Here is a 24,056-nt window from a genome sequence, read left to right on the forward strand (position 1 = left end):
GCCATGAAGGTCGACCGCGTCGAGACGCGCCCCATCCTGTTGCGCCCGGAGCGGCCCATCGGCTCGGCGCTCGGGCAACTGCATGCCTTCGGCTGCATCCTCGTCACGGTCCACGCCGACGGGCTCACCGGCGAGAACATCGTGTTCACGCTGAACGACCGCCGCACCCGGGTGCTGCGCAGCCTGATCGACGAGATGGCCGATCTGGTGGTGGGCCAGGATGCCGGCCACATCGCCGGCTTCTGGTCGCGGGCCTGGCGCGACGTCAACTTCATGGGCCACAAGGGCATGCCGATCATGGGCATCTCGGCCCTCGACGGGGCGCTGTGGGACCTTGGCGCCAAGCGCGCCGGGCTGCCGCTCTACCGCATGCTCGGCGGCGCGAGCGCCCGCGTCCCGGCCTACCAGTCCGGCGGCCTGTGGCTCGACCGCTCGACCGACGAACTCGTCGCCGAAGCCGCCGGCTTCAAGGCGGCGGGCTTCACGGCGATGAAGATGCGGCTCTCGGCCGGCGACCCGGACTGGAACATCGCCCGGGTGCGGGCGGTCCGCGAGGCGATCGGCCCGAAGATCCGCCTGATGGCCGATGCCAACCAGGGGCTGACAGAGACCGACGCCATCCGCCTCGGGCGGCGCCTCGAAGAGTTCGATCTCACTTGGTTCGAGGAGCCGCTGCCGGCCTGGGACGTCGAGGGGCTGGCCCGCGTCGCCGCCGCCCTCGATACCCCGATCGCCAGCGGCGAGACCGACTATACCCGCTACGGCTTCCGCCGGATGATCGAGCTGCGCTCGGCCGACATCCTGATGCCGGACCTCCAGCGCGTCGGCGGCGTCACCGAGTTCATGCGGGTCGGCCACCTCGCCGAGGCGCACGACCTGCCGGTGTCGAGCCACCTGTTCCCGGAGCAGAGCCTGAGCGTCCTCGGCGCCCTGGCGAACGCCCATTCTCTCGAATACATGCCGTGGTTCTCCGAGCTGTACTGCGAGAGACTGGACTTCGCCGACGGATCCGCCATCGTACCGGAGCGGCCGGGCTTCGGATTCACCTTCGACGAGGACAGGATCCGGCACCTGGAGCGGCAAGGCGCTTAAAAACCAACTGCGCCGGCCGGGACGACAACGGGAGGAGGACGCCATGGTGACGACGAACCGTCGTGCGCTCGTGATGAATGCTGCCGGCCTTGCGGGGGCGGCAGCCCTCGGGTTTCCCCGGCCGGCGCTGGCGCAGGGCGAGCCCCTGCGCATCGGCTGGCTCGCGGCGATGACCGGTCCCAGCTCGGCCCCGACGGTCGGCTTCAACCGCGGCGTGGTCTTCGCCGTCGAGGCGATCAACGGTGCCGGCGGGGTCAAGGGCCGCAAGGTCGAGCTGGTCACCCGCGACTCGCAGGGCGATCCGACCAAGGCGGTCAACGCCGTGCAGGAGATGATCAGCCAGGCCAAGGTCCACGCGATCTGGGGCCCGACCAATTCGGGCGAAGCGCTCGCCGTGACCCCGATCATGGCGCGGGCGAAGATGCCGAACATCCACCCCTGCGTGATCGACAGCCTGATCGATCCGGCGAAGTATCCCAACGCCTTCCGCATCGCCCCGTCGAACACGCAATGGGACGACGCGGTGCGCAGCTACTGCCTCAAGGTGCTCAAGGTGAAGCGCGTCGCGGTGATCGGCGACACGACCGGCTACGGGGTCACCGCCGCCAAGGCGTCGGGCGCGGCGTTCAAGCAGGACGGGGCCGAGGTGGTCTATCTCGGCAACATCGATTCGACCCAGCCCGACATGACCCCCGACCTCCTGCGCGCCCGCAATGCCGGCGCCGAGGTGATCGTGGTCTGGAGCGTGTCGACCGGCATGGATGCGCGCCTGTTCAACACCCGCGCCCGGATGGGCTGGGACGTGCCCTTCGTCGGCCATCCCTCAATGGCGTCGGGCGAGATCGGCGGGCTGCTGGAGAAGCCGGCGAACTGGGACAAGGTCTACGCGGTCGGCTATCGCAGCTGCTCCTACGACGAGGCCGGCAAGCTCACCCCCCGCAGCGAGGAGTTCGTGGGCCGGCTGAAGGGCAAGGTCGCGCTCGCAGACACCCTGCTGTGGTGGGTGGCGGCCGGCTACGACGCCGTCAGCCTGATCGCCAAGGCGGTGGAGGAGACGGGATCGAGCGCGCCCGACGCGATCGTCAAGCACTGGAACGGCCTGACTCAATATCCGGGCATCTTCGGCGACTACACCTACACGCCGACGCAGCATAACGGCTACCCGACCGAGGAGGTGGTGATGTCGGCGGCCAATTCCGGCCGCGACGGCAGCTTCCGGCTCGCACCGGGATACTCCTGAGGCGGCGATCCGGGGAGCGCCGCCATGCTCGCCTCGATCCTGGCCTCGGGCCTCGCCGTCGGCGCGATCTACGCGCTGATCGGCATCACCTACAACACGATGTTCTCGACCTCCCGGGTGATGAGCTTCACCGCCGGGCAGCTCGGGATGCTCGGCGGCGTGCTCGGCTCGCTGTTCAGCTTGCGCCTCGGGCTGCCCTGGCCGCTCGGGCTCGTGCTCACGCTCGCCTGCGGGGCGCTCGTCGGCATCGTCACCGAGTTCGTGGCGGTGCGCCCGGTCCTGAAGAGTCTCGACCAGCACCTCTACGTGCTCTCGACGCTCGCCTTGGCGCTGATGATCCAGCAGGTCACCGCGATCACCTGGAGCACCGAGCCGCAGCCCTTCCCGCGCCTGCTCGGCGGCTTCGGGGAGACCGTCCTCGACGAGAAGTTCTGGCTGCCGGTGGCGGCCTGCCTCGTCGTGGTGGTCGGGCTCGAGCTCCTCTACCGGCGCACCCTCCTCGGCCACGCCTTCCTCGCCGTGGCGGAGGACAATTTCGCGGCTCGCGCCCTGGGCCTGCCTGAGCGGCGCCTGCGGGTGATGAGCTACGCACTTGCCGGCGGCATCGGGGCGCTCGCCGGCTTTGCCGGCGGGGAGTTGCTGCTCGCCTTCTTCGCCAACGGGCCGCATCTCAACTTCTACGGCTTCATCCCGGTGGCGCTCGGGGGCTTGGGCAACAACCGCGGCGCGCTCGTCGGCGGCCTCGTCCTCGGGCTGTTCCAGCAGGCGGCGAACTTCGTCGTCGGCGGCATCTTCGCCTCGGTCGCCGTCTTCACCCTGTTCATCGTCGTGCTGCTCGCGGCCCCGCAGGGCCTGCTCGGCTCGGCCCAGGCGAGGCGCGTATGAGCATCCCGTCCGTTCTCGCCGCCGCGGACGCCCCCGTCCGCACCGGCCCGGGAGCCCGCCTCGCGGCGGCCGCGCCCTTCCTCCTCATCCTGGGCCTCGCGCTGGCGGTACCGCTCGCCGGCAACGATTACTGGACGCTGATCGCCACGCGGGCGGCGATCTACTGGATCCTGGTCTCGGGCCTCAACCTCGTCGTCGGCTTCGCCGGGCAGCTCGCCATCGGCTACGTGGCCTTGCTGCTCGTCGGCGCCTACACCACCAGCGTGCTCGCCGCCGGCACGGTGCTGCCGGCACTGCCCGCCTTCGCGGCGCTCGCCTGCGCCGGAATCGTCGGCGCTCTGGTCGGGGTGGTGGTCGGGCTGCCGGCGTTGCGGCTGCGCACCTTCTACTTCGCCATGACGACGTTGGGCTTTGCCACCATCGTCACGCAGATCGCGCTCGCCTGGCAGGACGTGACCGGCGGCGGCATCGGCATCACCGGACCGGAGATGCCGAGCCCGTTCGATTCGCGCCTCGGCTTCTACGGCCTGTGCCTCGCGGGCGCGGTGTTGTGCACCTGGATGACCCTCAACGTCGCCGGCAGCCGCTGGGGCCGGGCGCTCGTGGCGATCCGCGACGCCGAGGTGGCGGCGGAGGCGGTCGGCATCGCCAAGCCCAGGCTCCTCGTCGCGGTGTTCCTGTTCGCCGGCGGCGTCGCGGCCGTCGCCGGCGGGCTGTTCGCCTCGCTCCAGACCTACATCACGCCGGACGCGTTCACGTTCGACCTGTCGCTGCTGTTCTTCATCGCGGTGCTGATCGGCGGGCGCGGCTCGGTGCTGGGGCCGCTCATCGGCACGATCCTGCTCACCCTCCTGCCGGAGGTGGCGGCCCCGCTCGCGGCCTGGTCGACCTTCCTCTACGCGTTCCTGCTCCTCGTCATCGTGCTGGTGCTCCCCGGCGGCATCGCCGACCTCCTCGACCGCGGCAAGCACCGCCCGCTGCCGCTCGAGCGCAGCATCGCCCCGCGCGCCGCCGCGCTCCAGGACCTCGCGGCGCGCACGACGGCGCGGGAGCCGATCACGCTGACGGGCGTGCGCCTGAGCTTCGGCGCCGTGAGGGCGATCGACGGGCTCGACCTGACCTTGCGGCCGGGGGGCGTCCACGGGCTGATCGGCCCGAACGGCTCGGGGAAAACCACGACGCTCAACGTGATCTCCGGCTATTACCGGCCGCAGGAGGGCCGGGTGAGCCTGGGGACCCGCTCGCTGCTCGCTGAGGCGCGGGAGGCGCGGGCGCTCCTGCGCATCGCCCGCACCTTCCAGACCCCGCGGATCGTCGGCGACGCGACCGTGATCGAGAACGTGATGCTCGGTGGCAGCGTCGAGGGGCGGGCCACCCTGGCGGAGGCGTTGCTGGCGCTCCCGCGTCACCGCGAGGACGAGCGGGCTTTACGCGCCTCGGCCCGCCTCGCCCTGCGGGCGGTCGGGCTCGACGGTCTCGACGAGGTCCGGGCCGGGCGGCTCCAGCACAGCGAGCTGCGCTTCCTCGAGATCGCCCGCGCGTTGATGCTGCGCCCGGCCTTCCTGCTCCTCGACGAGCCGGCGGCGGGCCTCTCGGCCCAGGAGATCCAGCGCCTCGGCGGCCTGATCCGGGCGGTGGCGGATGCCGGGATCGGCGTTCTCCTCGTCGAGCACCACGCCGACCTGATCTTCGCCATCTGCGACGAGGTGACGGTGCTCAATCTCGGCCGGGTCCTCGCCGCCGGCACGCCGTCGGAGATCCGCAGCCACAGGGAGGTGGTCAGTGCCTATCTCGGCGGGTGAAACCTTGCTTCGCGTCGACGGCCTGGAGGCGGGCTACGGCAAGATCCGGGTGCTCCACGGCGTCGACCTCACGGTGGCGGCCGGCGAGGTGGTGACGCTGCTCGGCCCCAACGGCGCCGGCAAGTCGACGCTGCTGCGGGCGCTCTCCGGCCTGCTGCCGGTCCAGGCCGGCACCGTCCGGCTCGGAGACGCCCTGCTCTCGGGGGCCGGCCCCCGCCAGGCCGTGCGGGCCGGGCTCTCGCACGTGATCGAGGGCCACCGGGTCTTCACCGGGCAGACCGTGCGCGAGAACCTGCTGCTCGCGGCCTACGACCTGCCCCGGGCCGAGCGCGCGGCGCGGATCGACGAGGCCCTGTCCCACTTCCCCGAGATCGCCGCGAAGAGCCACGACAAGGGTGCCTCGCTCTCCGGCGGCCAGCAGCAGATGCTGGCGGTGGCGCAGGGCCTGGTGCAGCGCCCGCGCCTCCTGATGCTCGACGAGCCCTCCGCCGGCCTTTCGCCGGTGCTGGTCGACCGGGTGCTGGAGGTGGTGGCGCGGCTGCGCCGGCAGGGCACGGCGGTGCTGCTGGTCGAGCAGCTGGTCGAGAAGGCGAGGGCGGTCTCGGACCGGGTCTACGCCCTGGCGCAGGGACGGATCGTGCTGGAGGCGGTCGCCGGGGCGCCCGATCTGCCGGAGCGGCTCGAGCGGGCGTATTTCGGGGGGGTGGGATGAGCCGTCTGCTCTTCCGTCGGGCGCATGGCGACCCGGGGAGAATGCCCGGCGGCTCACCGGGCGAGGTCCGGATGTGCTCCAGGTGAAGGCACCCGCCCACCTGTTCAGGCATGCGGGCGCGATGAAGCGGCATGATCCCGACACCGGCGACGCACATCTCGGCCCCACCGACCCGCGCTCCTGGGCGGTGCTCGCCCTGGCGCTGGTCTTCCTCGCCCTCGGCGCCCTGTTCCTGGCCGCGCCCGGGGCCGGCGCCGCGATCTACGGCATCCCCGAGCCGGCGGGGTCCGGCCGGACCGCCCTGCGGGCCATCGGCGCCCGCGACGTGGCGCTGGCGCTCTACCTCGCCGGGCTGACCCTGGTCTCGACCCGGCGCGCCGTGGCGGTCGTGCTCGCGGCGAGCCTCGTCATTCCGGCCTGCGACCTGGCGATGGTCGCCGGCACGGCGCTGTGGTGGCAGGTGGCCCTGCACGTCGTGAGCGCCGGCGTGCTGGCGCTCGTCGCCTCATGGGTGATGTGGGATCACGCCGCGTAGTCCGGCTCCTCCCGGTCGAGCCGCCGGCGGATCGCCGCGAGGTGGAGGCGGGCGGATTCCGGGTCGCCCTCGCGCATCTGGCGATAGGCGGCCTCGGCGATGGCGGGATCGACCGGCAGGACCGGGCGGCCGGTCGAGAGGGCGAGCACCTGCACCTCGGCGGCGCGCTCCAGGTAGTACAGGTCGTCCCAGGCCTCGGCGATGGTCGGCCCCAGCACCATGACGCCGTGGTTCTTCATGAACACGATGTCGGCCTCGCCGACGCTGTCGGCGATGCGGTCGCCCTCGCGCGCGTCGAGGGCGAGCCCGTTGTAGTTCCGGTCGAAGGCGGTGCGGCCGTAGAACTTCAGCGCGGTCTGGCCGGCGAAGATCAGCGGATCGCCCTCGGTCATCGACAGGGCGGTGGCATGGGGCATGTGGGTGTGCAACGCCACCCGCGCCCGCGGGATGCGCGCATGCAGGCGGGCATGGATGTAGAAGGCGGTCGCCTCCGGCTGGCCCTTGCCCGACACCACGTTGCCGTGGAAGTCGCAGACCAGGAGCTTGGAGGCGGTGAGCTCGGCGAAGGCGTAGCCGTAGGGGTTGACGAGGAAGAGGTCGTCGTAGCCCGGCACCATCGCCGAGAAGTGGTTGCAGATGCCTTCTTCCAGGCCGTAGCGGGCCGCCATGCGGAAGCAGGCCGCCAGCTCCTCCTTGGCCTGCCGCACCTCGGGGCCGGCAAGGTCCGGCTGGTTGAGGCCGTCCGGAATCCGCTCGGCCGTCGGGGTGCCCAGTGCGTGAGCCATGGTTCTTCGTCTCTCCTCGCGAGGCGCCGATCCTCGCAAGAGACGGCCCTGCTTGTCCACCGCTCGAGCGTCTTCCGACGAGGCGGATTCCGGCTCGTCGGAGAACATGCGGCGACATCAAAGGTCCAGAGCACCGCCGGAGGGCGGCGCGATCGGGCGATGCCCTAGCGAGGTCCGCTCAGATGCTGCAGCAGGGCGGGGGTGGCGTAGCCGTCCGCCGGCAGCCCCGCGGCGGTCTGGTAGCGCCGCACGGCCTCGCGCAACTTCGGCCCCGCGCGCCCGTCGAACGGGCCGTCATAGTGCCCCCGGGCGGAGAGCCCGCGCTGGAGCGCGGTGAGCCCGGCCTGGTCGAGGCGCGGGCCGGTCGGCCAGGGAGCGGCGAGCGGCGGCCCGCCGGCGATCCGGTCGGAGAGGTGGCCCACCGCCAGCGCGTAGGAATCCGAGGTGTTGTAGGCCCGGATGGCCTCGAAATTCGCCGTGATCAGGAAGGCCGGGCCGCCGGCGCCGCCGGGCAGGAACAGGCTCGCCTCGCCGGCCTCGGGCAAGGCCTCCCCGTCGAGGGAGCGCACCCCGCGCCGGGCGAACTCGGAGAACGGGCCGCGGTAGCGCGCGAGGTCGAACCCCGCCGGCAGGGCGACGGCGACGCCCCAGGGCAGCTCGCGTTGCCAGCCAGCCTGATGCAGGAAGCTCGCGATCGAGGCGAGGGCGTCCGGAACGGAGTCCCAGATGTCGCGCTGCCCGTCGCCGTCGAAATCGACCGCCGCGCGCAGGTAGGCGGAGGGCAGGAACTGCGTCTGCCCCATCGCGCCGGCCCAGGAGCCGCGCATCCGCTCCGGGCTCACGTCGTGGTGCTCGAGGATCTCGAGCGCCGCCAGAAGCTCGTCGCGAAACAGCTCGCCGCGGTGGCGGGCCTCGGCCAGGGTGGCGAGCGCGCGCACCACCGGCAATGTGCCGGCGCTGGCGCCGAAATCCGATTCGATGCCCCAGAACGCGAGCAGCACCGGGCCGGGCACGCCGTAAGCCGCCTCGATCCGCGCCAGGATGTCGGCGCGGCGCGCGGCCTCCGCCCGCCCGCGGGCGATGCGCCCAGGCGAAACCGCGCCAGTCAGGTACTCCCAGACCGGGCGGCCGAACTCGCCCTGGCGGCGCAGGCGCGCCAGCACCGCCGGGTCCGGGGTCACGCCCCGGAACGCCGCGTCGAAGGTCGCGCGCGAGACCTTGCGCGCCTGGGCGGCCGGCCACAGCGCCTCGACGAAGGCGCGGAAATCGCCGGCCCCGGCGGGGGCAGCGAGGACCGGCACGCCGGCGAGCGCGAGAGCGGCACGCAGGGCCGCCACGCGGAAGCGGCGCATCGTCAGACCCGGTTGCGGCGGCCCAGCGCCTCTTCCCAGGCGAGCGCCTGGGTGACGATCTCGCGCAGGTCGTCGTGCTGCGGCGCCCAGCCGAGCTCGGTCCGGATCCGGTCGGCCCCGGCGACGATCCGGGACGGATCGCCGGGCCGGCGCGGCGACAGCTTGACCGGGAAGTCGACGCCCGAGACCGACTTCACCACGTCGATCACCTCCAGCACCGAGTAGCCGCGGCCGTAGCCGCAGTTGAGCGTCAGGCTTGCCCCCCCGCCGCGCAGGTGGTTGAGCGCCACGAGATGGGCCGCTGCGAGGTCGGAGACCTGGATGTAGTCGCGCAGGCAGGAGCCGTCCGGCGTCGGGTAGTCGGTGCCGAACACCTCGAGCTGGCCGCGCTTGCCGAGGGCGGCCTGCGTCGCAACCTTGATCAGGTGGGTGGCGTTGGGGCTCGACTGGCCCGAGCGCCCGCGCGGATCGGCGCCCGCCACGTTGAAGTAGCGCAGGACCACGTAGCTGATGCCGTGGGCGCGGGCGGCGTCCTCCAGCATCCACTCGGTCATCAGCTTCGAGCGGCCGTAGGGGTTGATCGGGCTCGGGGTCAGATCCTCGGGCACCGGCACCACGGCCGGCTCGCCGTAGACGGCCGCCGTCGAGGAGAAGATCACGTGGCGCACGCCCGCACCGATCGCCGCCTCGATCAGCGCCCGCGACTTGACCGTATTGCCGAGATAGTAGCCGAGCGGATCCGAGACCGAATCCGGCACCACGATCTTGGCGGCGAAGTGGGCGAGCGCGTCGATCTTGTGCCGGCGGATGGTCTCGGCGACGAGGGACTGGTCGGCGACGTCGCCGCGCACCAGCGTGACTTCCGGCGGGACCGCCCAATCGAACCCGGTCGAGAGATCGTCGAGGACCACGACCTCGTCGTGGCCGGCATCGATCAGGGCGAGCACCATGTGGCTGCCGATGTAGCCCGCGCCGCCCGTGACAAGTACCGCCATTCCGTTCGCTCCCCGCCGTGATGCGGGTTGATCCATAACGTGCAATGCTTCAGCGTCAATTAAGCTGTCCGGTGACAAGGCAGCGGGGAGAGGGTAGGCCGGCCGGGCGTGAGAGCCCGGATGCGCCCGTCCCCGCCGGGCGGTCCGGCAGCTCCCGCTATGTCGACTGGAACACGTACGATGAAACGCATTCGCAAAGCCGTCCTCCCGGTCGCGGGTCTCGGCACCCGTTTCCTGCCGGCGACCAAGGCGGTGCCCAAGGAGATGCTGACGGTCGTCGACCGTCCGGTGGTCCAGCACGTCGTCGACGAGGCCCGCGAGGCCGGGATCGAACACTTCATCTTCGTCACCGGCCGCGGCAAGGCGGTGATCGAGGACCATTTCGACATCTCCTACGAGCTCGAGCGCACCCTGCAGGAGCGCAACAAGACCGAGGCCTACGAGGCCCTGAGGAAGGACCTGCCGGGCGCCGGCCAGACCAGCTTCACCCGCCAGCAGGAACCGCTGGGCCTCGGCCACGCGGTGTGGTGCGCCCGCGAGATCGTCGGCGACGAGCCCTTCGCGGTGATCCTGCCCGACATGCTCAGCCGCGGCAGCATGGTGCAGATGCTCAGCGCCTACGAGAAGCACGGCGGCAACGTCATCGCCGTTGAGGAGGTCGCCCCCGACCAGACCCACCAGTACGGCATCGTCAGCGTCGGCCAGGAATTCGGCGACACCTTCGAGATCACCGGCATGGTGGAGAAGCCGCCGAAGGGCACCGCGCCGTCGAACTACATCATCTCGGGCCGCTACATCCTGCAGCCGGAGATCTTCTCGATCCTGGAGCGCGGCGAGCGCGGCGCGGGCGGCGAGATCCAGCTCACCGACGGCATGAAGCGCCTCGCCGAGACGCAGAAGTTCTACGGCATGCACTACCGCGGCAAGACCTACGACACCGGCTCGAAGCTCGGCTTCCTGGTCGCCAACCTCGCCTACGGCCTGGAGCGGCCGGAGCTGCGCGACGCGCTCACGCAGGAGATCGAGGCGCTGCTGAAGAAGGGCTGATCCGGCCCGTCCGAACCGCACCGGGCCCCGCGCGGCGCAGCCATCCCGCGCCGCGCGGTGGCCGCAACGGGCGGGCTCCCGCCGGGAGCCCCGCGCGCCCGGCGTCCCTTCCCGGGGCGGGGCCGGCCCGCCCCGGGAAGGATTGCACACGAGAGCACCGCCCGATCGCGCTGCGATCGGACGCTGCCCTCGACCTTTGATTGCGCCGCATTTTTTTCGCCGACGAACCGGTCTCCGCGTCGCCGGCAGTTGCTCCAGGTCTACCGGTATCGGCCGGCTTTACCGGTAGTATGGAGCCAATCCTCTCCCAGCGTCCGCAACAGGAGAGTTGCGTTCTGTTGACGCAGGACCGACTTGCGGTCCGGTGCCTTATGCAGGCGTAAGACTTAAAGGCGACGACGTCCGTTCTTGCCTCGAAATACCGTCGACCCTATGGTCGTCGGACCGAGCGGCTCAGCAAGTCGGCGACGCATGCCCCACTCCCGGAAAGACAAGCGGAGGGTTGCGGCCCTCGACAGGACCGGCCTGCTGTCGGCCCGCTCGGACGAGACGTTCGTCAGCTTGGTCGGGGTCGCCGCCGATGCGTTCGGGGTGGCGATCGCGACTCTCTCGCTGATCGATGCCGACCGTCAGGTCTATTTCGAGAAGGTCGGCATCACGGTTGCCTCGACCGAGCGCGGCATCTCGTTCTGCACCCGCACCATCGAGAGCGACGGGACGGTGGTGATCCTCGACGCGGCGCAGGACCCGCTCTGGCGCGACAACCCGATGGTCATCGGCCCGCCCTACATCCGGTTCTATGCCGGGGTGCCGCTGCGGATCGACGGGCAGGCGATCGGCACCTTCTGCCTCATCGACACTGCGCCGCGCGCCGCGTTCTCCGACGGCGAGCACCTGCGCCTCGAACGCTACGCCGCCATCGCCCGCGAGATGCTGGAGTTGCGGGCGCAGCACGCCAACCGGGACAGCGCACGGATGCGCTTCCGGCACATGGCCGAGACCAGTCCGGACGCGATGATCGTGTACGACGCCGAGGGCGGCATCCTGCACTGGAACGGCAGCGCCGAGCGAATGTTCGGCCATGACGCCGCCACGGCCGCCCGCCTCGACGTCTCCGACCTCACGGCCGGGCCGGGCGCGCGGGCGCCGTGGTTCGACGACGCCCCGGGGGCGATCCGCGAGACCGAGATCCGCCTGCGCGACGGGGCGACGAGGGCGGTGGAGGTCTCGCTGTCGCGCTGGCGCGAGGGCGGCGAGACGATCTACGGCGCCATCCTGCGCGACACCTCGCAGCGCCGCGAGCGCGAGGAGGCGCTGCACGCGCTCGCCCATCGCGACGCCCTGACCGGGCTCGCCAACCGGCCGCTCATGCGCCTGCGCCTCGAGGCGATGCTGGCCGCCGGGCCCGTGGCGGTCCTGCTGATCGACCTCGACGGCTTCAAGGACGTCAACGACACCGTCGGCCACGCGGCCGGCGACGAGGTGCTGAAGGAGGCGGCGGCGCGGCTCCTCGCCTGCGTCCGGGGCAGCGACGTGGTCGCCCGCATCGGCGGGGACGAGTTCGTGATCGCGTTGCCCGGCTGCGGCGATCCGGCGGTCGGCGGGGAGGTGGCCGCCCGCATCGTCGCCGCGATGGAGGAGCCGTTCCCGGTGCAGGAGCGCCGCGTGCGGATCGGCGCGAGCGTCGGCATCGCGCTGGCGCCGTCCCAGGCCGAGAGCATCGACGACCTGCTCTTCTGCGCCGACCTCGCCGTCTACAAGGCCAAGGCCGACGGCCGCCACCGGCACCGGCTCTACACGCCGTCCTTGCGCGCCGCGGTCTCGGACCGGCAGCGCTTCGTCCACGAGTTCCACCGCGCCCTGGAGCAGGAGGAATTCGTGCTGCATTACCAGCCGCAGATCCGCCTGCGCGACGGCGCTCTGGTCGGCGCCGAGGCGCTGATCCGCTGGCGGCACCCGGAGCACGGCCTGCTCCAGCCCGGCGCGTTCCTGCCGGCCCTGCTGTCGAGCCGCCACGCCGTGGCGGTCAACGACTGGGTTCTGCGCAAAGCCTGCAGCCAGGCCGCATCCTGGCTGCCCGCCGCCGGGCCGCATTTCCGCATGGGGGTGAATGCCTGCGCGACCCGCCTGCATTCCGGCGAGATCGACGCGGTGGCGATGGCGATCCTGGCCGAGACCGGGCTCAACCCCGAGAACCTCGAGCTCGAGATCACCGAGACCGTGGTGCTCGCCCACGGGAGTGCCACGACCGCGGCCCTCCATGCCTTGCGCGAGCGCGGCATCGGCATCGCCTTCGACGATTTCGGCACCGGCTACGCCTCGCTGAGCATGCTCGAGGAGTTCCCGATCACCCGGCTGAAGATCGACCGCTCCTTCGTGCGCAAGATGAACGACGCCCCGGACGTGCCGGTGATCCGGGCGATCCTGCAACTCGCCAAGGGCTTCGGCCTCGACGTGGTCGCCGAGGGGATCGAGACCGAGGACCAGCTCCGCCGCCTGCGCCGGAAGGGCTGCGCCGAGGGCCAGGGCTACTTCTTCAGCCCGCCCGTCGATCCGGAGACCTTCGCGGCGCGCTTCCTCTCGGGGGGCGTGACGGTGCCCTGACGGCGCTACTCGTCGTCGAACCAGTTGCGCCCGGGCTCGATGCAGCGATAGCCGACGAGGCATTGCGGCGTGTCGCGGGTCGGCACGACGGCGTTCCGGGTGATCTGCGTCGGCTCGCAGAAGCTGCGGTCGCGCACGTAGCGGTCGTAGGTGTAGCCGCCGGTGCCCAGCACCGCGGCGCCCTGCGCGGCCAGGAAGGCGCGGGCCTGGCCGCAGGTCATGGCGAGGGTCGAGGGCCGGCCCTGGGCGACGGCGAGGGTCGGAACCGCCGCGAGGACGAGGGCGGCGAGGAGGATCGAGGATCCGGGTTGTCGGCGGTCGGCGGACACGACGGGTGCGCTCCGATGGTCTGAGGCCCGCCAACGCCCGTGGGCCCGGCCTGGATCCGCCGCCCCTACTGCGTCAATTGCCCCACGCTCAGGATCGCCCCCATCACCGAGATGATGAGCCCGCCGATCAGCCCGCCGATCGCCACCGTCACCAGGGGGGTGAGCAGGGCGAGCAGCCGGTCGATGCGCTGGCGGGTCTCGGTCTCGTGCATCTCGGCGGCATGCAGCAGCACGCTGCCGAGGCGGTTCACCTGCTCGCCGCTGGCGATCAGGTTCAGGGTCGAGGCGGCGTAGGGCTTGAGCGAGGCCAGGCCGGAGGCGAGGCTGCCGCCCTCGGCGAGCCGCCGCCCGGCCTCGTCGAGGGCGCGGCGGAACACCCGGTTGCCGGCGAGCGGGCGGGTCGCCGCCACCGCGTCGGGGATGGGCACCTCGGCGACGAGCAGCGTGCCGAGCACCCGGCAGAACCGGCCGCACTCGATGCCGACCACGATCTCGCGCACCAGCGGCAGGCGCAGGGCAAGCTGCGCGCGGGCCGCCGCGAAGGCCGGCAGGCCCCACACCCGGGCGAGGCCGAGCACCGCGAGCGCCAGCCCGCCGACGAGGACCGGCCACGAGGCCGACAGCGTGTCGCCGAGCCATCCGGCGGCGCGGATCGCGAAGGGCGGCGCCTGGCCGCTGCCCTCGAACAGCGGCGCGAGGGCCGGCACCAGCACGCCGACGATCATCGCCACGGTGCCGATCGCCATCGCGACGAGCAGCGCGGGATAGATCATCGCCGAGATCAGGTGGCGCTTGACCGCGTCGCGCCGCTCGATCGACCCCGTGAGCGAGCCGACCACGTCGACGAGGGTGCCGGTCGCCTCGCCGGCCCGCACGATGTCGACCATGTCGCGCGGGAAGGCCTGCGGGTGGGCCGCCATCGCCCGCGACAGCGAGGCGCCGGCCACCACCCGCTCGAGCAGGTCGGTGAGGATCGGCTTCAGGGCCGGGCCGGCCTGGCGCTCGACGAGCCGCAGGGCCCGGTCGACGGTGAGGCCGGCGCCGATGAGCGTCCCGAACTCGCGCAGGAAGGCGACCCGGGCGGCGTCGTTGACCCGGTCGCGGCCGAACAGGTCGCGGCGCCAGAACGGAGCCGGGCCGGTGCTCGCCTGCTCGATCTCGTAGACCTGGAGCCCGTCGGCGCGGAGCAAGGCCACGGCGCGCTGACGCGTCTCGGCCTCGATCTTGCCGGCGCGCGAGCGCCCGTCGCCCGCATAGGCCTTGTAGGCGAAGCGCGGCATCTCGGTGCACCTCACGCAAGGCCCGCCGCGCCGGGTCCGGCACGGCGGGCAATGATGGTGATCGGGAGCGTCGCGAGAGACATCACAATGTCCCTTCCAGCACCCGTCCGACCTCGTCGAGGGTGGTATCGCCGTCGAGCACCCGCGCCCGCGCGCTGTCGGCAAGCCCGGTCATGCCCGCATCGCGCGCCCGGGCGGTCAGGGTCTGCTCGTCCGCGCGCTGGGCGATCAGCCCGCGCAGGTCCCCGTCGAGGGTCATGATCTCGGAGGCGACCATGCGGCCGCGATAGCCGGTGCCGTTGCAGGACGGGCAGCCGCGGGCACGCTTGAGGCTCAACGGCCGATCGGGCGGAACCCCGAGGCGCAGGCGCTCCTGCGGCGTCGCCGGTGTCGCCTCGGCGCAGAGGCCGCAGAGGCGCCGCACCAGGCGCTGGGCCACCACGCCGTTGAGCACCGCGGCGATGAGGTAGGGCTCGATGCCCATGTCCATCAGCCGGGTCACCGTCGCGGGGGCGGAGTTGGTGTGCAGCGTCGAGATGACGAGGTGGCCGGTCAGCGCCGCCTGCACGGCGATGCGGGCGGTCTCGCCGTCGCGGATCTCGCCGACCATCACCACGTCCGGGTCCTGGCGCAGGATCGAGCGGAGCGCCGCCGCGAAGTCGAGGCCGATGCCCGGATGGGCCTGGACCTGGTTCACCCCGGCCATCCGGTACTCGACCGGATCCTCGACGGTGACGACCTTGAGGTGCGGGCCGTTGATCCGGCGGAGCGCCGCGTAGAGCGTCGTGGTCTTGCCGGACCCGGTCGGGCCGGTGACGAGGACGAGGCCGTTCGGCCGGCTCGTCATCGCGGCGATCTCGGCGATCGCCGTAGCGTCGAAGCCGAGGGCGGAGAAGTCCTCGACGCGGCGCGAGCCGTCGAGGACGCGCAGGACCACGCTCTCGCCATGGGCCGTCGGAAGGGTCGAGACGCGGATGTCGACCTCCTGGCCGCGGTCGGGGGCCTGCATGCGCCCGTCCTGCGGCAGGCGCCGCTCGGCGATGTTGAGCCCGGCCTGGATCTTGATGCGGGTGGTGAGCGCCAGCTGCACCGATTTCGGCAGCCGCTCGGATTCGACCAGTACCCCGTCGACCCGGTAGCGCACCCGCATGTCGGCTTCTTCCGCCTCCAGATGGATGTCGGAGGCCGACAGCTCGAAGGCCTTGCGCACCAGCCGGGCCGAGAGCCGCACGATCGGCGCCTGGCTCGCCACGTCGGCAAGCCGCGCGAGGTCGTCGTCGCCGCCCGCCTCGCCCTCCTCGGCAACGTCGCCGTAGACGGCGCGGTGCGCCCGCTCGAAGCTGCCCGGGCCGACGAGGCAGGGCGCCACCGCACGGTCGACGAGGTGCTCCAGCGCCCGGGTGGTCTCAGGCTCGAACGGATCGACGAGGGCGACGACGAGGCGGTCGCGGTCGGCGGCGAGGGGCAGCACGCGGGCGCGGGCGCAGTAATCGGGCGAGAGGAGGTCGGCCAGGACCGGCTCGCCCGGCAGCTCGTCCTGGCGCAGGATCGGCAGGCCGGTCGCCTCCGACAGCGCGGTGACCAGGGTCGCCTCGTGGACGAGGCCGAGTTCGGTGAGCAGCAGCGGCAGCGGGCGCCGGCCGGGTCCGTCGAGGGCGGCGAGCGCACGCTCGTGGCCGGCGGCGTCCAGCACCTCGCTCTCGGCCAGCCGGTCGACGAACGCGCGCAGGTCCTCGGCCCGGCCGCGGGCCGCGTCGCGCCGGTCGGCCCGCAGCCGCCGCGGCCTGGTCTTCGCCCCCCAGATGCTCAGCATCGCCCTGCCCCAGAGAACCTGCCCGGAGAAACTCGCTCCGGCGCGGGGCCGGACGGCGCTATTCTCGCGCCGCGTCCTTAAGCGGACGGAAATATCGCGGCGTTAGACCGGTCCCCACGCCCCTCGTCCTGTCCGGGGCGCCGGAGCCGACCCGTCTTGCGCGCGCCATCCGCCCTGTCCTCGGTCGAGGCCTCGTTCCGCCAGGGCCTCGACGCCGCCTCGCTTCTCCTCGGCTTCTCCGAGCCGCGCACCGACCGCGCGCCGGCACTGCTGATCCTGCGGCTCGGGCCCCCGACCGATCCCGGCCTGACGCTGATCGACCGGCGCGAGGGCCAAGACCGGACCTACCGCCTCGATCTCGCGGCCGACGACCTCGCCGACCGGCTCGCCGCGATCCGGGGCGGCCGGACCGAGGCGCGGGCGAAGGTCCTGGTCGATCCCGGAGCCTGCTTCATCCGCACCCTGGACCTGCCGAGCGCGGCGCTGCCGCGGATGCGCGCGGTGCTGGCGCAGGAGCTGGAGGCCGCGACCCCGTTCCGCGCCGACCAGGTGTTCAGCGACTGGTACGTCGAGGGCGAGGACCCCGAGACCCGCACCCTGCGGGTGCGCCACGTCGTGCTCAAGCGCGCCCGCCTCGGCCCCGTGCTGGCGGCGCTCGCGGGGGCCGGCATGAGCGCGAGCGTCGTGGCGGTCGGCCCGTCCGAGGAGCGGACGATGCCGGTCGACCTGCTGTCGAGCGGGCACCGCGCCCTGCCGGGGCTCCTGCGCGGCGCGGGCGACCTCGTCCTCGCCGCCGTGACGTTCCTGTTCCTGCTCGCGGCCTTCCTGGGCTTGCGCCAGCACCAGGCGGCGACGCTCCAGGCCCTCGACGAGTCGTTCGCGATGGCGCGCCGGGCGGCAGCCTCGGGCCTGCCGCCGGCCGTGCAGGCGGGCGCGACCGCGATCCTGGCCGAGCGCGGGCCCTCCATGGCCCGCACCTGGGATGCGGTCGCCGCGGCGCTGCCGGCCACGGTGTCGGCGCAGAGCCTGCGCCTGACCGGCGCCGGGCTCGACTTGACGCTCGTCGCTCCCGACCCGCCGGCGGTGCTGGCGGCCTTGGGCACGCTGCCGGGCTTCGGCGCGCCGCAGCTGCGCGAGGCCTCCCCGATGGAGGGCGGCCAGCGCGTCGTCGTCGCGCTGCCGCGCCGTCCCGCCGGGGGCCGGCCGTGAGAGCGCTCCCGGTCAACGGCCGGGCGCTGATCTTCGGCCTCGCGGGGGTGAGCCTCGCCGCCGCCGTCGCGGCCGGGCCGGTGCTCGACGCACTGGCCGCCGCCGACGACATCGCGGCGTCCCGCGACCGCCTCGCCCGGGCGCAGGCCGCCGCCGCGGCGCCCCCGGTGCCGGCGCCGTTGAGCGCCCCGGACGAGACCGGACTCGTCCTCGCCTTCCGGTCCCGTCTCGACGCGCTGGCCGCCGAGCGGGTGGCGTCCGTCGACGGGGCGGGGATCAATCCCGATCCGGCGCGCCCGACCCTGCCGCGCCTCTCGGCCTCCCTGCGCGGCACCGCCGAGGGGCTGCACGGCCTGCTCCAGGCGCTGGAGACCGGGAGCCCCCTGATCGTGCCGGAGGAGGCCGAGCTCAGCGTCGAGCGCCCGGCCGATCCGGAGATCGGGCGGGCGACGGTGATGCGCCTGACCCTTACCGTGCGCGGCGTGCTGCTGCCCGCCCCACCGACCCAGGGGACGCCGTGACCGGGAGCCCGACATGACCGTGCGTGCCGCGGTACCGCCGCGCCTGAGAACGGGCGCGTTCGCAGGCGCAGGGCAAGCCCGCACGGGCGCCGGCGCCGATGCGCCGAGCGCCCGTGCGTCGAGGCGTCGTTGCAGAGGCGCGAGGCCATGAGACGGATCCTGCCCCCCCTGCGGGCCGCCCTGGCGGCGACCGGGCGCGGGTCGCGCGTGGCCTGCGCGGGCGCCGCGGCGCTGATGCTCGCCGCCTTCGCCTGGCCGGTCGATGGCGGGCCCGCCGCCCCGCCGCGCCGGGCCGCCGCCCCGGTGCCGCCCGCCGACGAGACCGCGCTCGCCCGCCCGCTCTTCGATCCCGGTCGCCGTCCCTGGACCGCCCGGGGCCCGCGCGACATCCTCGCCGGCGACCCGCCGCGGCCGGTCCTGACCGTGCGTGGCATCCTGCTCGACGGCTCGGCCGCCCGGGCATTGATCGACGACGGCAGCGGCATCCAGGCCTGGCTCGCCCGCGGCGAGGGGAGGGGGGATTGGCGCATCGCCGAGATCGGCCGCGACCGGGTCACCCTGGTCCAGGGCGAGCGCCGCTACGTCGCGACCTTCCTCGGCGCGCCCACGACCCTGAGGCCGGTGGGGGCGAAGCCGGTGGCCGAGGCGGGCCTGCGGCAGTGAGGGCGGGTGACGTGACGCCCGGCGACGGGGGCGTCCCGCGCCGGCCGACCGGAGGGCTTGGCTTGCGCTCACCGCGGCCTTCCCGAAAGGTGCGAGACGGCGGCGTGGTCGGACGAGGGAGGGGGGCCCTGGCGAGCCGCATCGCGTCTCGGGCCCGAAAACACGAAGGCCCGCCGGCGCACCGACGAGCCTTAAGGGGCAGGGTCCACGTTTCAGGGTGCGGGTGGTCGTGCACGATACGCCGATGATGGCCGACTCGGCCCCGTATCGTATTCAGCCCGCCCTGAAGCCACTATCCCTGTCGATCGTAGTCCGGTGGCGTTTCCTGATCACCGGCATCGGTCTGTGTCGCGTGAGGGCTGCAACCTTGAGAATTCATGGCTACCTCCTCGAGTTCAACTCGACGAAGACTATGCTGCTCCTCTCCGGAGGGATGGTCAAGCGGAATTCGTCGCCGACTTTTTTAAACTGTCGCGCTGGAACAAAAACCTAACGACAGGTTAACGCGTGTGATCCCCGGTTTCGCCTGGCGCCCTCCCCGGCCGTCGCGCCGGGGTCAGGCGACGTGCAGGATGGCGTCCTTCACCACCCGGGCGACGATGTCGCACGTCAGGGCGCTCGCGGCACAATGCGTCACCTGGCGGTCGCTCTGGTCGTGGTCGAGACGGGGGTCGCAGGCGCTGGCCAGGAAGTAGCCCGCATCGGTGATGCTCATCACGTAGACGTCCGAGGCGCGGCCGGTATGCCGGTTGATCAGCATGAACTGGGTGTAGGCCTGCTCGAAATCCGGCCGACCGCGAAGGGAGGGCCCGCGCTCGATCAGGACGCCGTGGGGCGCGAGCTGGCTGCCGGCCGCCTCCAGTACCTCGGCGGTGATGTCGCGCAGGAGCGCCACGCGCTGCGCGTCCTCGGGCGAGAGCGGCGCCGGATCCTGCGGCTCGGGATCCGCCTCGGCCTCGCGCCGGAGCCGGTGCTCCTCGAAGAAGGTCCCGAAATCCGACAGCACCACGTCCGGGCACCGCGGCACCGTCCTGGTCTCCGTCATCGCATCGCGCTCCCTTCCGTTCGCCCAGGCGCCGAATCGAAGACCTCCTCGCATCGAAGATCTCGCCGACCCTTCGCCTAAGCTTAACTCCGCGTCCCGCCGATCAGATCCGGTTCGATCGGCCCAGCCGGGACGCTTTCCTCTTCGGCATGGCGTCACGGCCCCGCCGCGAGAGCCACCGCGATCGGCGCGCAGGCGGGATGGCCGGTGCCGCCGACGAGGTCGGGTGCCACGGTCTGCTGCCAGACGACGAAGCCGGAGCCGCCGAGCGTGAGGATCGCCGAGCGCCCGGCCCGGGCGCGCCCCTCCTCGACGACGACCGAGAGGCGGAAGACCTGCCGCGGCGACGGGACCGGGCCGGCGGAGCCCGGCAGGGAGCGGATCGCCCCGGGGTTGGCCCGCCGCACCAGGGCGGCGAGGTCGAAGCGGCCACCCTCGTTGTAGACCGTCAGCACCGGCCGCAGGCGCGCGGCGATGGCAGGCGTCATCGAGGGCAGGCGGTCGACCTCGTCGATGCTGGCAAAGGGCGCGTTGCGCGGTCCCCAGGGCAGGCCGCGGGCGCGGTATTGCGGCAGCTCGGCGCCGCCATTGGGCTCCGGCGCGTCGTCTAGGTCGCGGTAATCGACGATCTCGGCGGCGAGCGCCAGCACCTCCCGGTCCGGGATGCCGAGGAGCCGGAACGCCTCCTCCATCGCCGGGCGCGGGGTGGCGTTGAGGTCGATCAGCGTGCCCTGGTCCTGGAGCGACACGTACGCGGTGCGGCCGGGCGAGAGCGGGCAGGCGGTGACGGTGCCGTCCTCCGGCAGGCCGATGCCGGTCCGGCGATTGGTCCGGGCGAGGTCGAGCTGGTAGGCGATCAGGCGGCCGATGCCGTCCGCCGCCCCCTGGAGGCGTACGGCCTCGGCCCGGGCCTGGGCGAGGCCGGTGGCGGAGCAGACCTGCAGGATCGCCGCCGCCAGCACGGCGCCCACGACGATGAAGATCGCCAGCACCGACAGGAGCACGAGGCCGGCCTCGTCGTCCTGGACCGGGCAGGCGTCGGGGGCGCTCACGTCTGGGAGGCTCATGAGAGGATCATGGGCCGGAATCGAGGGCGATCAGCAGGGGCGGCCATCGGCGGCGATCCGCCGGGGGGAAGGCGACCTGGATCTCGACGATCAGCGGCTGCCGGTCCGGCCGCGACCAGGCCGGCAGCCAGACCGGCCGGGCGCCCTCGGACGGGGCGCCGTAATAGCGCAAGACCAGCCCGGCGATCCGCCCGAGGATCACCTCGGCCCGCAGGGCCGCCGGCTGCCCCGGCATGATCTCGGCCTCGGTGCGGCTCTCCCGGAGGTCGAAGGCGCCGTCCCGGCCCGGAACGCGGGACAGCGTGACGGCGAGCTCGGTCGGGCGTTCGAGGGTCTGGTCGGGGGCGAGCGCCGCCACGAGCCCGTCCGGGCCGCCGCGCAGGGTCGGCCGGCGGCCGTCGGGGCGCCGTTGCGCCAGGCTGCCGAGGGTGCGCCGCAGGTGGTCGCGGACCGATTGCACCTCCTCGGCCCCGGCGGCCCGGGACGCCGCCGCCGCCGCGCCGCCGGCGATCCGCACGGCGTTGAGCAGCAGCACCCCGATCAGCCCGGCGAGCGCGAGGCAGACCAGGGTCTCGACCAGGGTGAAGCCGGCCTCCGCGGCCGCGCGCTCGGGGGGCGGCCGGCTCATTCGGGCCTCCCCGGGATCAGGGTGGCGTAGAGCGGGGCGTCCGTCCCGCCGCGGGAGACCCGGACCTGCCAGAGCGGCGGCGGCACCCGGCCGAGCCCGAGGACCGGGCGCAGGTCGGCGATGCTGAGCGTCCAGGGCGTGCCGTCCGAGAAGGTGCCCTGCAGCAGGCCCGGCCGCAGCGGGCCGTCGGCGAGGCGGCGCAGCACGACGCCCTCGGCCTCGTCGGCTGCGACGCGGCTCGCCTCGATCCGTCGGACCGCACCCGCCGCCGTGCCGGCGATCTGGAACGCCATCACGGTGGCGGCGGCGGCGATGCCGAACGCCACCAGCACCTCGACGGTGGTGAAGCCGTCCTCGTCCGACGGGTGCGGCCGGTACGGCAGCAGGCGGCGGAGCCGCGCGATCACCGCCCGTCCTCCCGCAGCACCCGGCCGGTGAGCGCGCTCACCGACAGGACGCGGCGCGCGGGGCCGGCGGCGAGCACGATCCGCCCGCCGGAGGAGCTGCCGTCGGGCAGCAGCCGCAGCTCGCCCGGCACCGGCCGCCCCGTCGGCCCGGGCTCGACCGCGATGCTCAAGGACCCGACCGGGATCGGCGCCGCACCCGGGCGGGAGCTCACGAAGCGGGCGTCCCCCGGCTCGAAGGCGAGGCGCCCGGGCCGGCCCGAGCGGATCGCCTCGGCCCGCAGGCGGCCGATCTCGGCGGCGACTGTCTCGGAGACGAGGAGCGCGCGCCGGTCGAGGGCGCCGGGGCCGAGCGACTGGAACGCGACCCCGGCGGCGAGGCCCAGGATCGCCATCGTCACCAGCATCTCGACGAGGGTGAAGCCCTCCTGTCCCCGCCCCGCCATCAGTCGATCGGGCCGAGGACGAGAGCGGCCTGGATCCCGAGCGCCGCGTGCAGCCCGAGGGCCAGGAACGGCCCGAACCGCAGGGCGGTGGTGCGTCCGATCTCCCGCCCGGTGGCGGCAAGGACGCCGATCACGGCGAGCGCCGACAGGCTGGCGGCCAGGATCAGCACCGGCAGGCCGCTCAGGCCGGTCCAGGCGGCGGCGGCCCCGATGAACTTGACGTCGCCGAGGCCGAGCCCGATCCGGCCGGTGAGACGCGCATGCCCGGCGCGCACCGCCCGGAACAAAGCGTAGGCGGCGGCCGCCGAGGCGAGGGCGAGGCCGAAACCCCGGATGCCGTCGTCCCAGGCGGCGACGCCGAGGCCCGAGACCAGGAGCGCGAGGTTGAGCGCGTTCGGGATGATGCCGCGGCGCAGGTCGATCAGGCTCGCCGGCAGGGTCAGCGGCAGCGGCAGCAGCGCGGTCAGCACCGCGCCGGCGAGGAGGGCGGCGGACATCACGCCCGCCGGCCCGGACGCGCCCGGGCCGGCGTGAGCGCCAAGATCCGGTCGGAGGGGATCCGGTCGGAGGGGATCCGGGCCGGGGCGGCCGGGCTGCGGATCTCGGCCGCGTCCGGCCGCGCTGGCGCGCGAGCCGCCGGGAGGTTCGGCGCGGGCGCCGCCGTGTTCCCGGGCTCGCGCGCCGGGGCGGGCTCGGGCGGCGATTCCGGTTGCGGTTCCGCCGCGTCGCGGGCGGCATGGCGCAGGGTCCATTCGCGCAGGTGCAGCCAGTAGATGTAGGCCGCCAGCGCGGCCGCCATGACGGCGGCGAGCCACAGCGCGAGCAGCAGGCTGGCGGGGACGCGGCCGTTCAGCTCGCGCATCAGCCCGAGGGCGAAGGCCGCGTACCACGACACGCCCGAGACTGCGCCGGAGATGAGGAAGATGGCGGTGCGCCGGCCCGACACCCCGTCGAGCATCGGCCGGGAGAGGTCGCGCAGCACGCCGGGTAGCACGACGGCGTGGATCAGGAGGCCGTTGACGGTGAGCGCCAGCACCACCGCGATCTTGGCCCAGAGCTTCGGGTTGTCGAACTTCTCCGGGGATTCGACCGCGTAGACGGCGAGGAAGCCGAGCCCGGAGAGCCAGAGCAGCCCGAGACCGACCGACACGACCTTGCTGACGAACAGGAAGATGCGGGCGATCTCGCCCGGCAGGCTGCCCCAGCGCATCCAGCGCAGGATCCAGAAATCGAGCATCGTCGCGCCGCCGAGGCCGAAGCTCAGGCCCACGAGGTGCACGGCGACGAGCAGCGTCAGGACGCGGATCGGCGGCAGCGGCGCCGGCAGCGGCACCTGAAGAGGCGCTTGCAGCGGCTCCCCAGCGAGCGCGGCCCCCCCGAGCGCGACGAGGCCCGCGAGCGCGAGCCCGGCGATCGCCGGCCGGCGCCCGCGCGACCGCCGGCCCGCGTATTCGGCTGCGCGCTGCATGCTTCCTCCTGCCGCTGCCCCAGGGACTCGTCGATGAGGCCGGGATCCTGGCCGGAATTGGATAACAAATCCCGACCGTCCCGCCGCGCCGTCCCTCCGTCAGCTTCGGCAGAGAGGGCTTCTTTACGAAGGAC

The 24,056-nt window shown here is 73.2% G+C and carries 24 protein-coding genes; 11 read left to right on the forward strand and 13 right to left on the reverse strand.

All coding sequences use genetic code 11. The features are described 5' to 3' along the window. The first annotated feature begins 3 nt into the window (after positions 1 to 3). The 6 genes from FF100_RS00755 (at position 4) to FF100_RS00780 (ending at position 6,266) form a co-directional block, all read left to right on the forward strand. Positions 4 to 1,092 carry a mandelate racemase/muconate lactonizing enzyme family protein gene (locus tag FF100_RS00755; protein WP_139033657.1) on the forward strand — a complete coding sequence of 363 codons (1,089 nt, stop codon included), beginning with the start codon at positions 4 to 6 and terminating at the stop codon, positions 1,090 to 1,092. A 43-nt stretch (positions 1,093 to 1,135) separates the two neighbouring features. Next, on the forward strand, positions 1,136 to 2,332 hold the full coding sequence (locus tag FF100_RS00760) for an ABC transporter substrate-binding protein (protein ID WP_246101859.1): 1,197 nt from the start codon (positions 1,136 to 1,138) through the stop codon (positions 2,330 to 2,332). 24 nt (positions 2,333 to 2,356) lie between these two features. Next, on the forward strand, positions 2,357 to 3,217 hold the full coding sequence (locus tag FF100_RS00765) for a branched-chain amino acid ABC transporter permease (RefSeq protein WP_139033658.1): 861 nt from the start codon (positions 2,357 to 2,359) through the stop codon (positions 3,215 to 3,217). Beyond that, positions 3,214 to 5,019 carry a branched-chain amino acid ABC transporter ATP-binding protein/permease gene (locus FF100_RS00770; RefSeq protein ID WP_139033659.1) on the forward strand — a complete coding sequence of 602 codons (1,806 nt, stop codon included), beginning with the start codon at positions 3,214 to 3,216 and terminating at the stop codon, positions 5,017 to 5,019. The genes FF100_RS00765 and FF100_RS00770 overlap by 4 nt, the downstream gene beginning before the upstream one ends. Then, positions 5,000 to 5,731: an ABC transporter ATP-binding protein gene (locus tag FF100_RS00775; protein ID WP_425463273.1), complete on the forward strand. Its 732-nt coding sequence runs from the start codon at positions 5,000 to 5,002 to the stop codon at positions 5,729 to 5,731. Before FF100_RS00770 ends, FF100_RS00775 begins: the two co-directional genes overlap by 20 nt. Before the next feature lie 82 nt (positions 5,732 to 5,813). After that, on the forward strand, positions 5,814 to 6,266 hold the full coding sequence (locus FF100_RS00780; protein ID WP_246101860.1) for a DUF4267 domain-containing protein: 453 nt from the start codon (positions 5,814 to 5,816) through the stop codon (positions 6,264 to 6,266). On the opposite strand, the gene FF100_RS00785 is transcribed toward FF100_RS00780, so the two are convergent. From FF100_RS00785 to galE, 3 genes are all read right to left on the reverse strand, one after another. After that, on the reverse strand, positions 6,254 to 7,051 hold the full coding sequence (locus tag FF100_RS00785) for an aldolase (protein WP_139033661.1): 798 nt from the start codon (positions 7,049 to 7,051) through the stop codon (positions 6,254 to 6,256). The two genes, FF100_RS00780 and FF100_RS00785, sit on opposite strands and share 13 nt — an antisense overlap. A 164-nt stretch (positions 7,052 to 7,215) precedes the next feature. Then, positions 7,216 to 8,403 carry a lytic murein transglycosylase gene (locus FF100_RS00790; RefSeq protein ID WP_139033662.1) on the reverse strand — a complete coding sequence of 396 codons (1,188 nt, stop codon included), beginning with the start codon at positions 8,401 to 8,403 and terminating at the stop codon, positions 7,216 to 7,218. 2 nt (positions 8,404 to 8,405) lie between these two features. Further along, positions 8,406 to 9,398, reverse strand: coding sequence for a UDP-glucose 4-epimerase GalE (gene galE / locus FF100_RS00795; protein WP_139033663.1), 993 nt, complete (start codon positions 9,396 to 9,398; stop codon positions 8,406 to 8,408). A gap of 180 nt (positions 9,399 to 9,578) precedes the next feature. Between galE and galU the strand changes: the two genes are divergently transcribed. Both galU and FF100_RS00805 read left to right on the forward strand, forming a co-directional pair. Continuing rightward, complete coding sequence (gene galU / locus FF100_RS00800) at positions 9,579 to 10,445, forward strand: UTP--glucose-1-phosphate uridylyltransferase GalU (protein WP_139033664.1); 867 nt, start codon at positions 9,579 to 9,581, stop codon at positions 10,443 to 10,445. 471 nt (positions 10,446 to 10,916) lie between these two features. Beyond that, entirely contained in the window at positions 10,917 to 13,049 is a 2,133-nt protein-coding gene (locus FF100_RS00805; RefSeq protein ID WP_171070004.1) for a sensor domain-containing phosphodiesterase, read from the forward strand. 5 nt (positions 13,050 to 13,054) lie between these two features. Here the strand turns inward: FF100_RS00805 and FF100_RS00810 are convergent, their stop codons facing one another. From FF100_RS00810 to FF100_RS00820, 3 genes are all read right to left on the reverse strand, one after another. After that, positions 13,055 to 13,345, reverse strand: coding sequence for a hypothetical protein (locus FF100_RS00810; RefSeq protein ID WP_139034259.1), 291 nt, complete (start codon positions 13,343 to 13,345; stop codon positions 13,055 to 13,057). A 98-nt stretch (positions 13,346 to 13,443) separates the two neighbouring features. After that, positions 13,444 to 14,658 (reverse strand): type II secretion system F family protein, encoded by a 1,215-nt coding sequence (locus FF100_RS00815; RefSeq protein ID WP_139033666.1) that lies wholly within the window; start codon positions 14,656 to 14,658, stop codon positions 13,444 to 13,446. A gap of 82 nt (positions 14,659 to 14,740) precedes the next feature. Then, complete coding sequence (locus FF100_RS00820; protein ID WP_139033667.1) at positions 14,741 to 16,471, reverse strand: GspE/PulE family protein; 1,731 nt, start codon at positions 16,469 to 16,471, stop codon at positions 14,741 to 14,743. A gap of 156 nt (positions 16,472 to 16,627) precedes the next feature. Between FF100_RS00820 and FF100_RS00825 the strand changes: the two genes are divergently transcribed. From FF100_RS00825 to FF100_RS00835, 3 genes are all read left to right on the forward strand, one after another. Then, a complete protein-coding gene (locus tag FF100_RS00825) occupies positions 16,628 to 17,680 on the forward strand; it encodes a hypothetical protein (RefSeq protein WP_139033668.1) in 1,053 nt (350 codons plus the stop codon). Then, the gene (locus tag FF100_RS00830; protein ID WP_139033669.1) at positions 17,677 to 18,201 is read left to right on the forward strand and encodes a GspMb/PilO family protein; all 525 of its coding nucleotides are present in this window, start codon (positions 17,677 to 17,679) and stop codon (positions 18,199 to 18,201) included. The genes FF100_RS00825 and FF100_RS00830 overlap by 4 nt, the downstream gene beginning before the upstream one ends. A 147-nt stretch (positions 18,202 to 18,348) precedes the next feature. Next, positions 18,349 to 18,864, forward strand: a complete 516-nt coding sequence (locus FF100_RS00835; protein ID WP_139033670.1) for a hypothetical protein — start codon at positions 18,349 to 18,351, stop codon at positions 18,862 to 18,864. Between the two features lie 556 nt (positions 18,865 to 19,420). On the opposite strand, the gene FF100_RS00840 is transcribed toward FF100_RS00835, so the two are convergent. The 7 genes from FF100_RS00840 to FF100_RS00870 form a co-directional block, all read right to left on the reverse strand. Then, on the reverse strand, positions 19,421 to 19,909 hold the full coding sequence (locus FF100_RS00840; protein ID WP_139033671.1) for a hypothetical protein: 489 nt from the start codon (positions 19,907 to 19,909) through the stop codon (positions 19,421 to 19,423). A gap of 155 nt (positions 19,910 to 20,064) precedes the next feature. Beyond that, the gene (locus FF100_RS00845; protein WP_139033672.1) at positions 20,065 to 20,976 is read right to left on the reverse strand and encodes a type II secretion system minor pseudopilin; all 912 of its coding nucleotides are present in this window, start codon (positions 20,974 to 20,976) and stop codon (positions 20,065 to 20,067) included. 7 nt (positions 20,977 to 20,983) lie between these two features. Further along, positions 20,984 to 21,604 carry a general secretion pathway protein GspJ gene (locus FF100_RS00850; RefSeq protein ID WP_139033673.1) on the reverse strand — a complete coding sequence of 207 codons (621 nt, stop codon included), beginning with the start codon at positions 21,602 to 21,604 and terminating at the stop codon, positions 20,984 to 20,986. After that, positions 21,601 to 22,011: a type IV pilus modification PilV family protein gene (locus tag FF100_RS00855; protein WP_139033674.1), complete on the reverse strand. Its 411-nt coding sequence runs from the start codon at positions 22,009 to 22,011 to the stop codon at positions 21,601 to 21,603. The genes FF100_RS00850 and FF100_RS00855 overlap by 4 nt, the downstream gene beginning before the upstream one ends. After that, entirely contained in the window at positions 22,008 to 22,454 is a 447-nt protein-coding gene (locus FF100_RS00860; protein ID WP_139033675.1) for a pilus assembly FimT family protein, read from the reverse strand. The genes FF100_RS00855 and FF100_RS00860 overlap by 4 nt, the downstream gene beginning before the upstream one ends. Continuing rightward, on the reverse strand, positions 22,454 to 22,951 hold the full coding sequence (locus FF100_RS00865) for a prepilin peptidase (RefSeq protein WP_139033676.1): 498 nt from the start codon (positions 22,949 to 22,951) through the stop codon (positions 22,454 to 22,456). Before FF100_RS00865 ends, FF100_RS00860 begins: the two co-directional genes overlap by 1 nt. Beyond that, the gene (locus FF100_RS00870) at positions 22,951 to 23,922 is read right to left on the reverse strand and encodes a hypothetical protein (RefSeq protein ID WP_246101861.1); all 972 of its coding nucleotides are present in this window, start codon (positions 23,920 to 23,922) and stop codon (positions 22,951 to 22,953) included. The genes FF100_RS00865 and FF100_RS00870 overlap by 1 nt, the downstream gene beginning before the upstream one ends. Positions 23,923 to 24,056 lie beyond the last annotated feature (134 nt).

It is taken from the genome of Methylobacterium terricola, from assembly GCF_006151805.1.
GTDB lineage: Bacteria > Pseudomonadota > Alphaproteobacteria > Rhizobiales > Beijerinckiaceae > Methylobacterium > Methylobacterium terricola.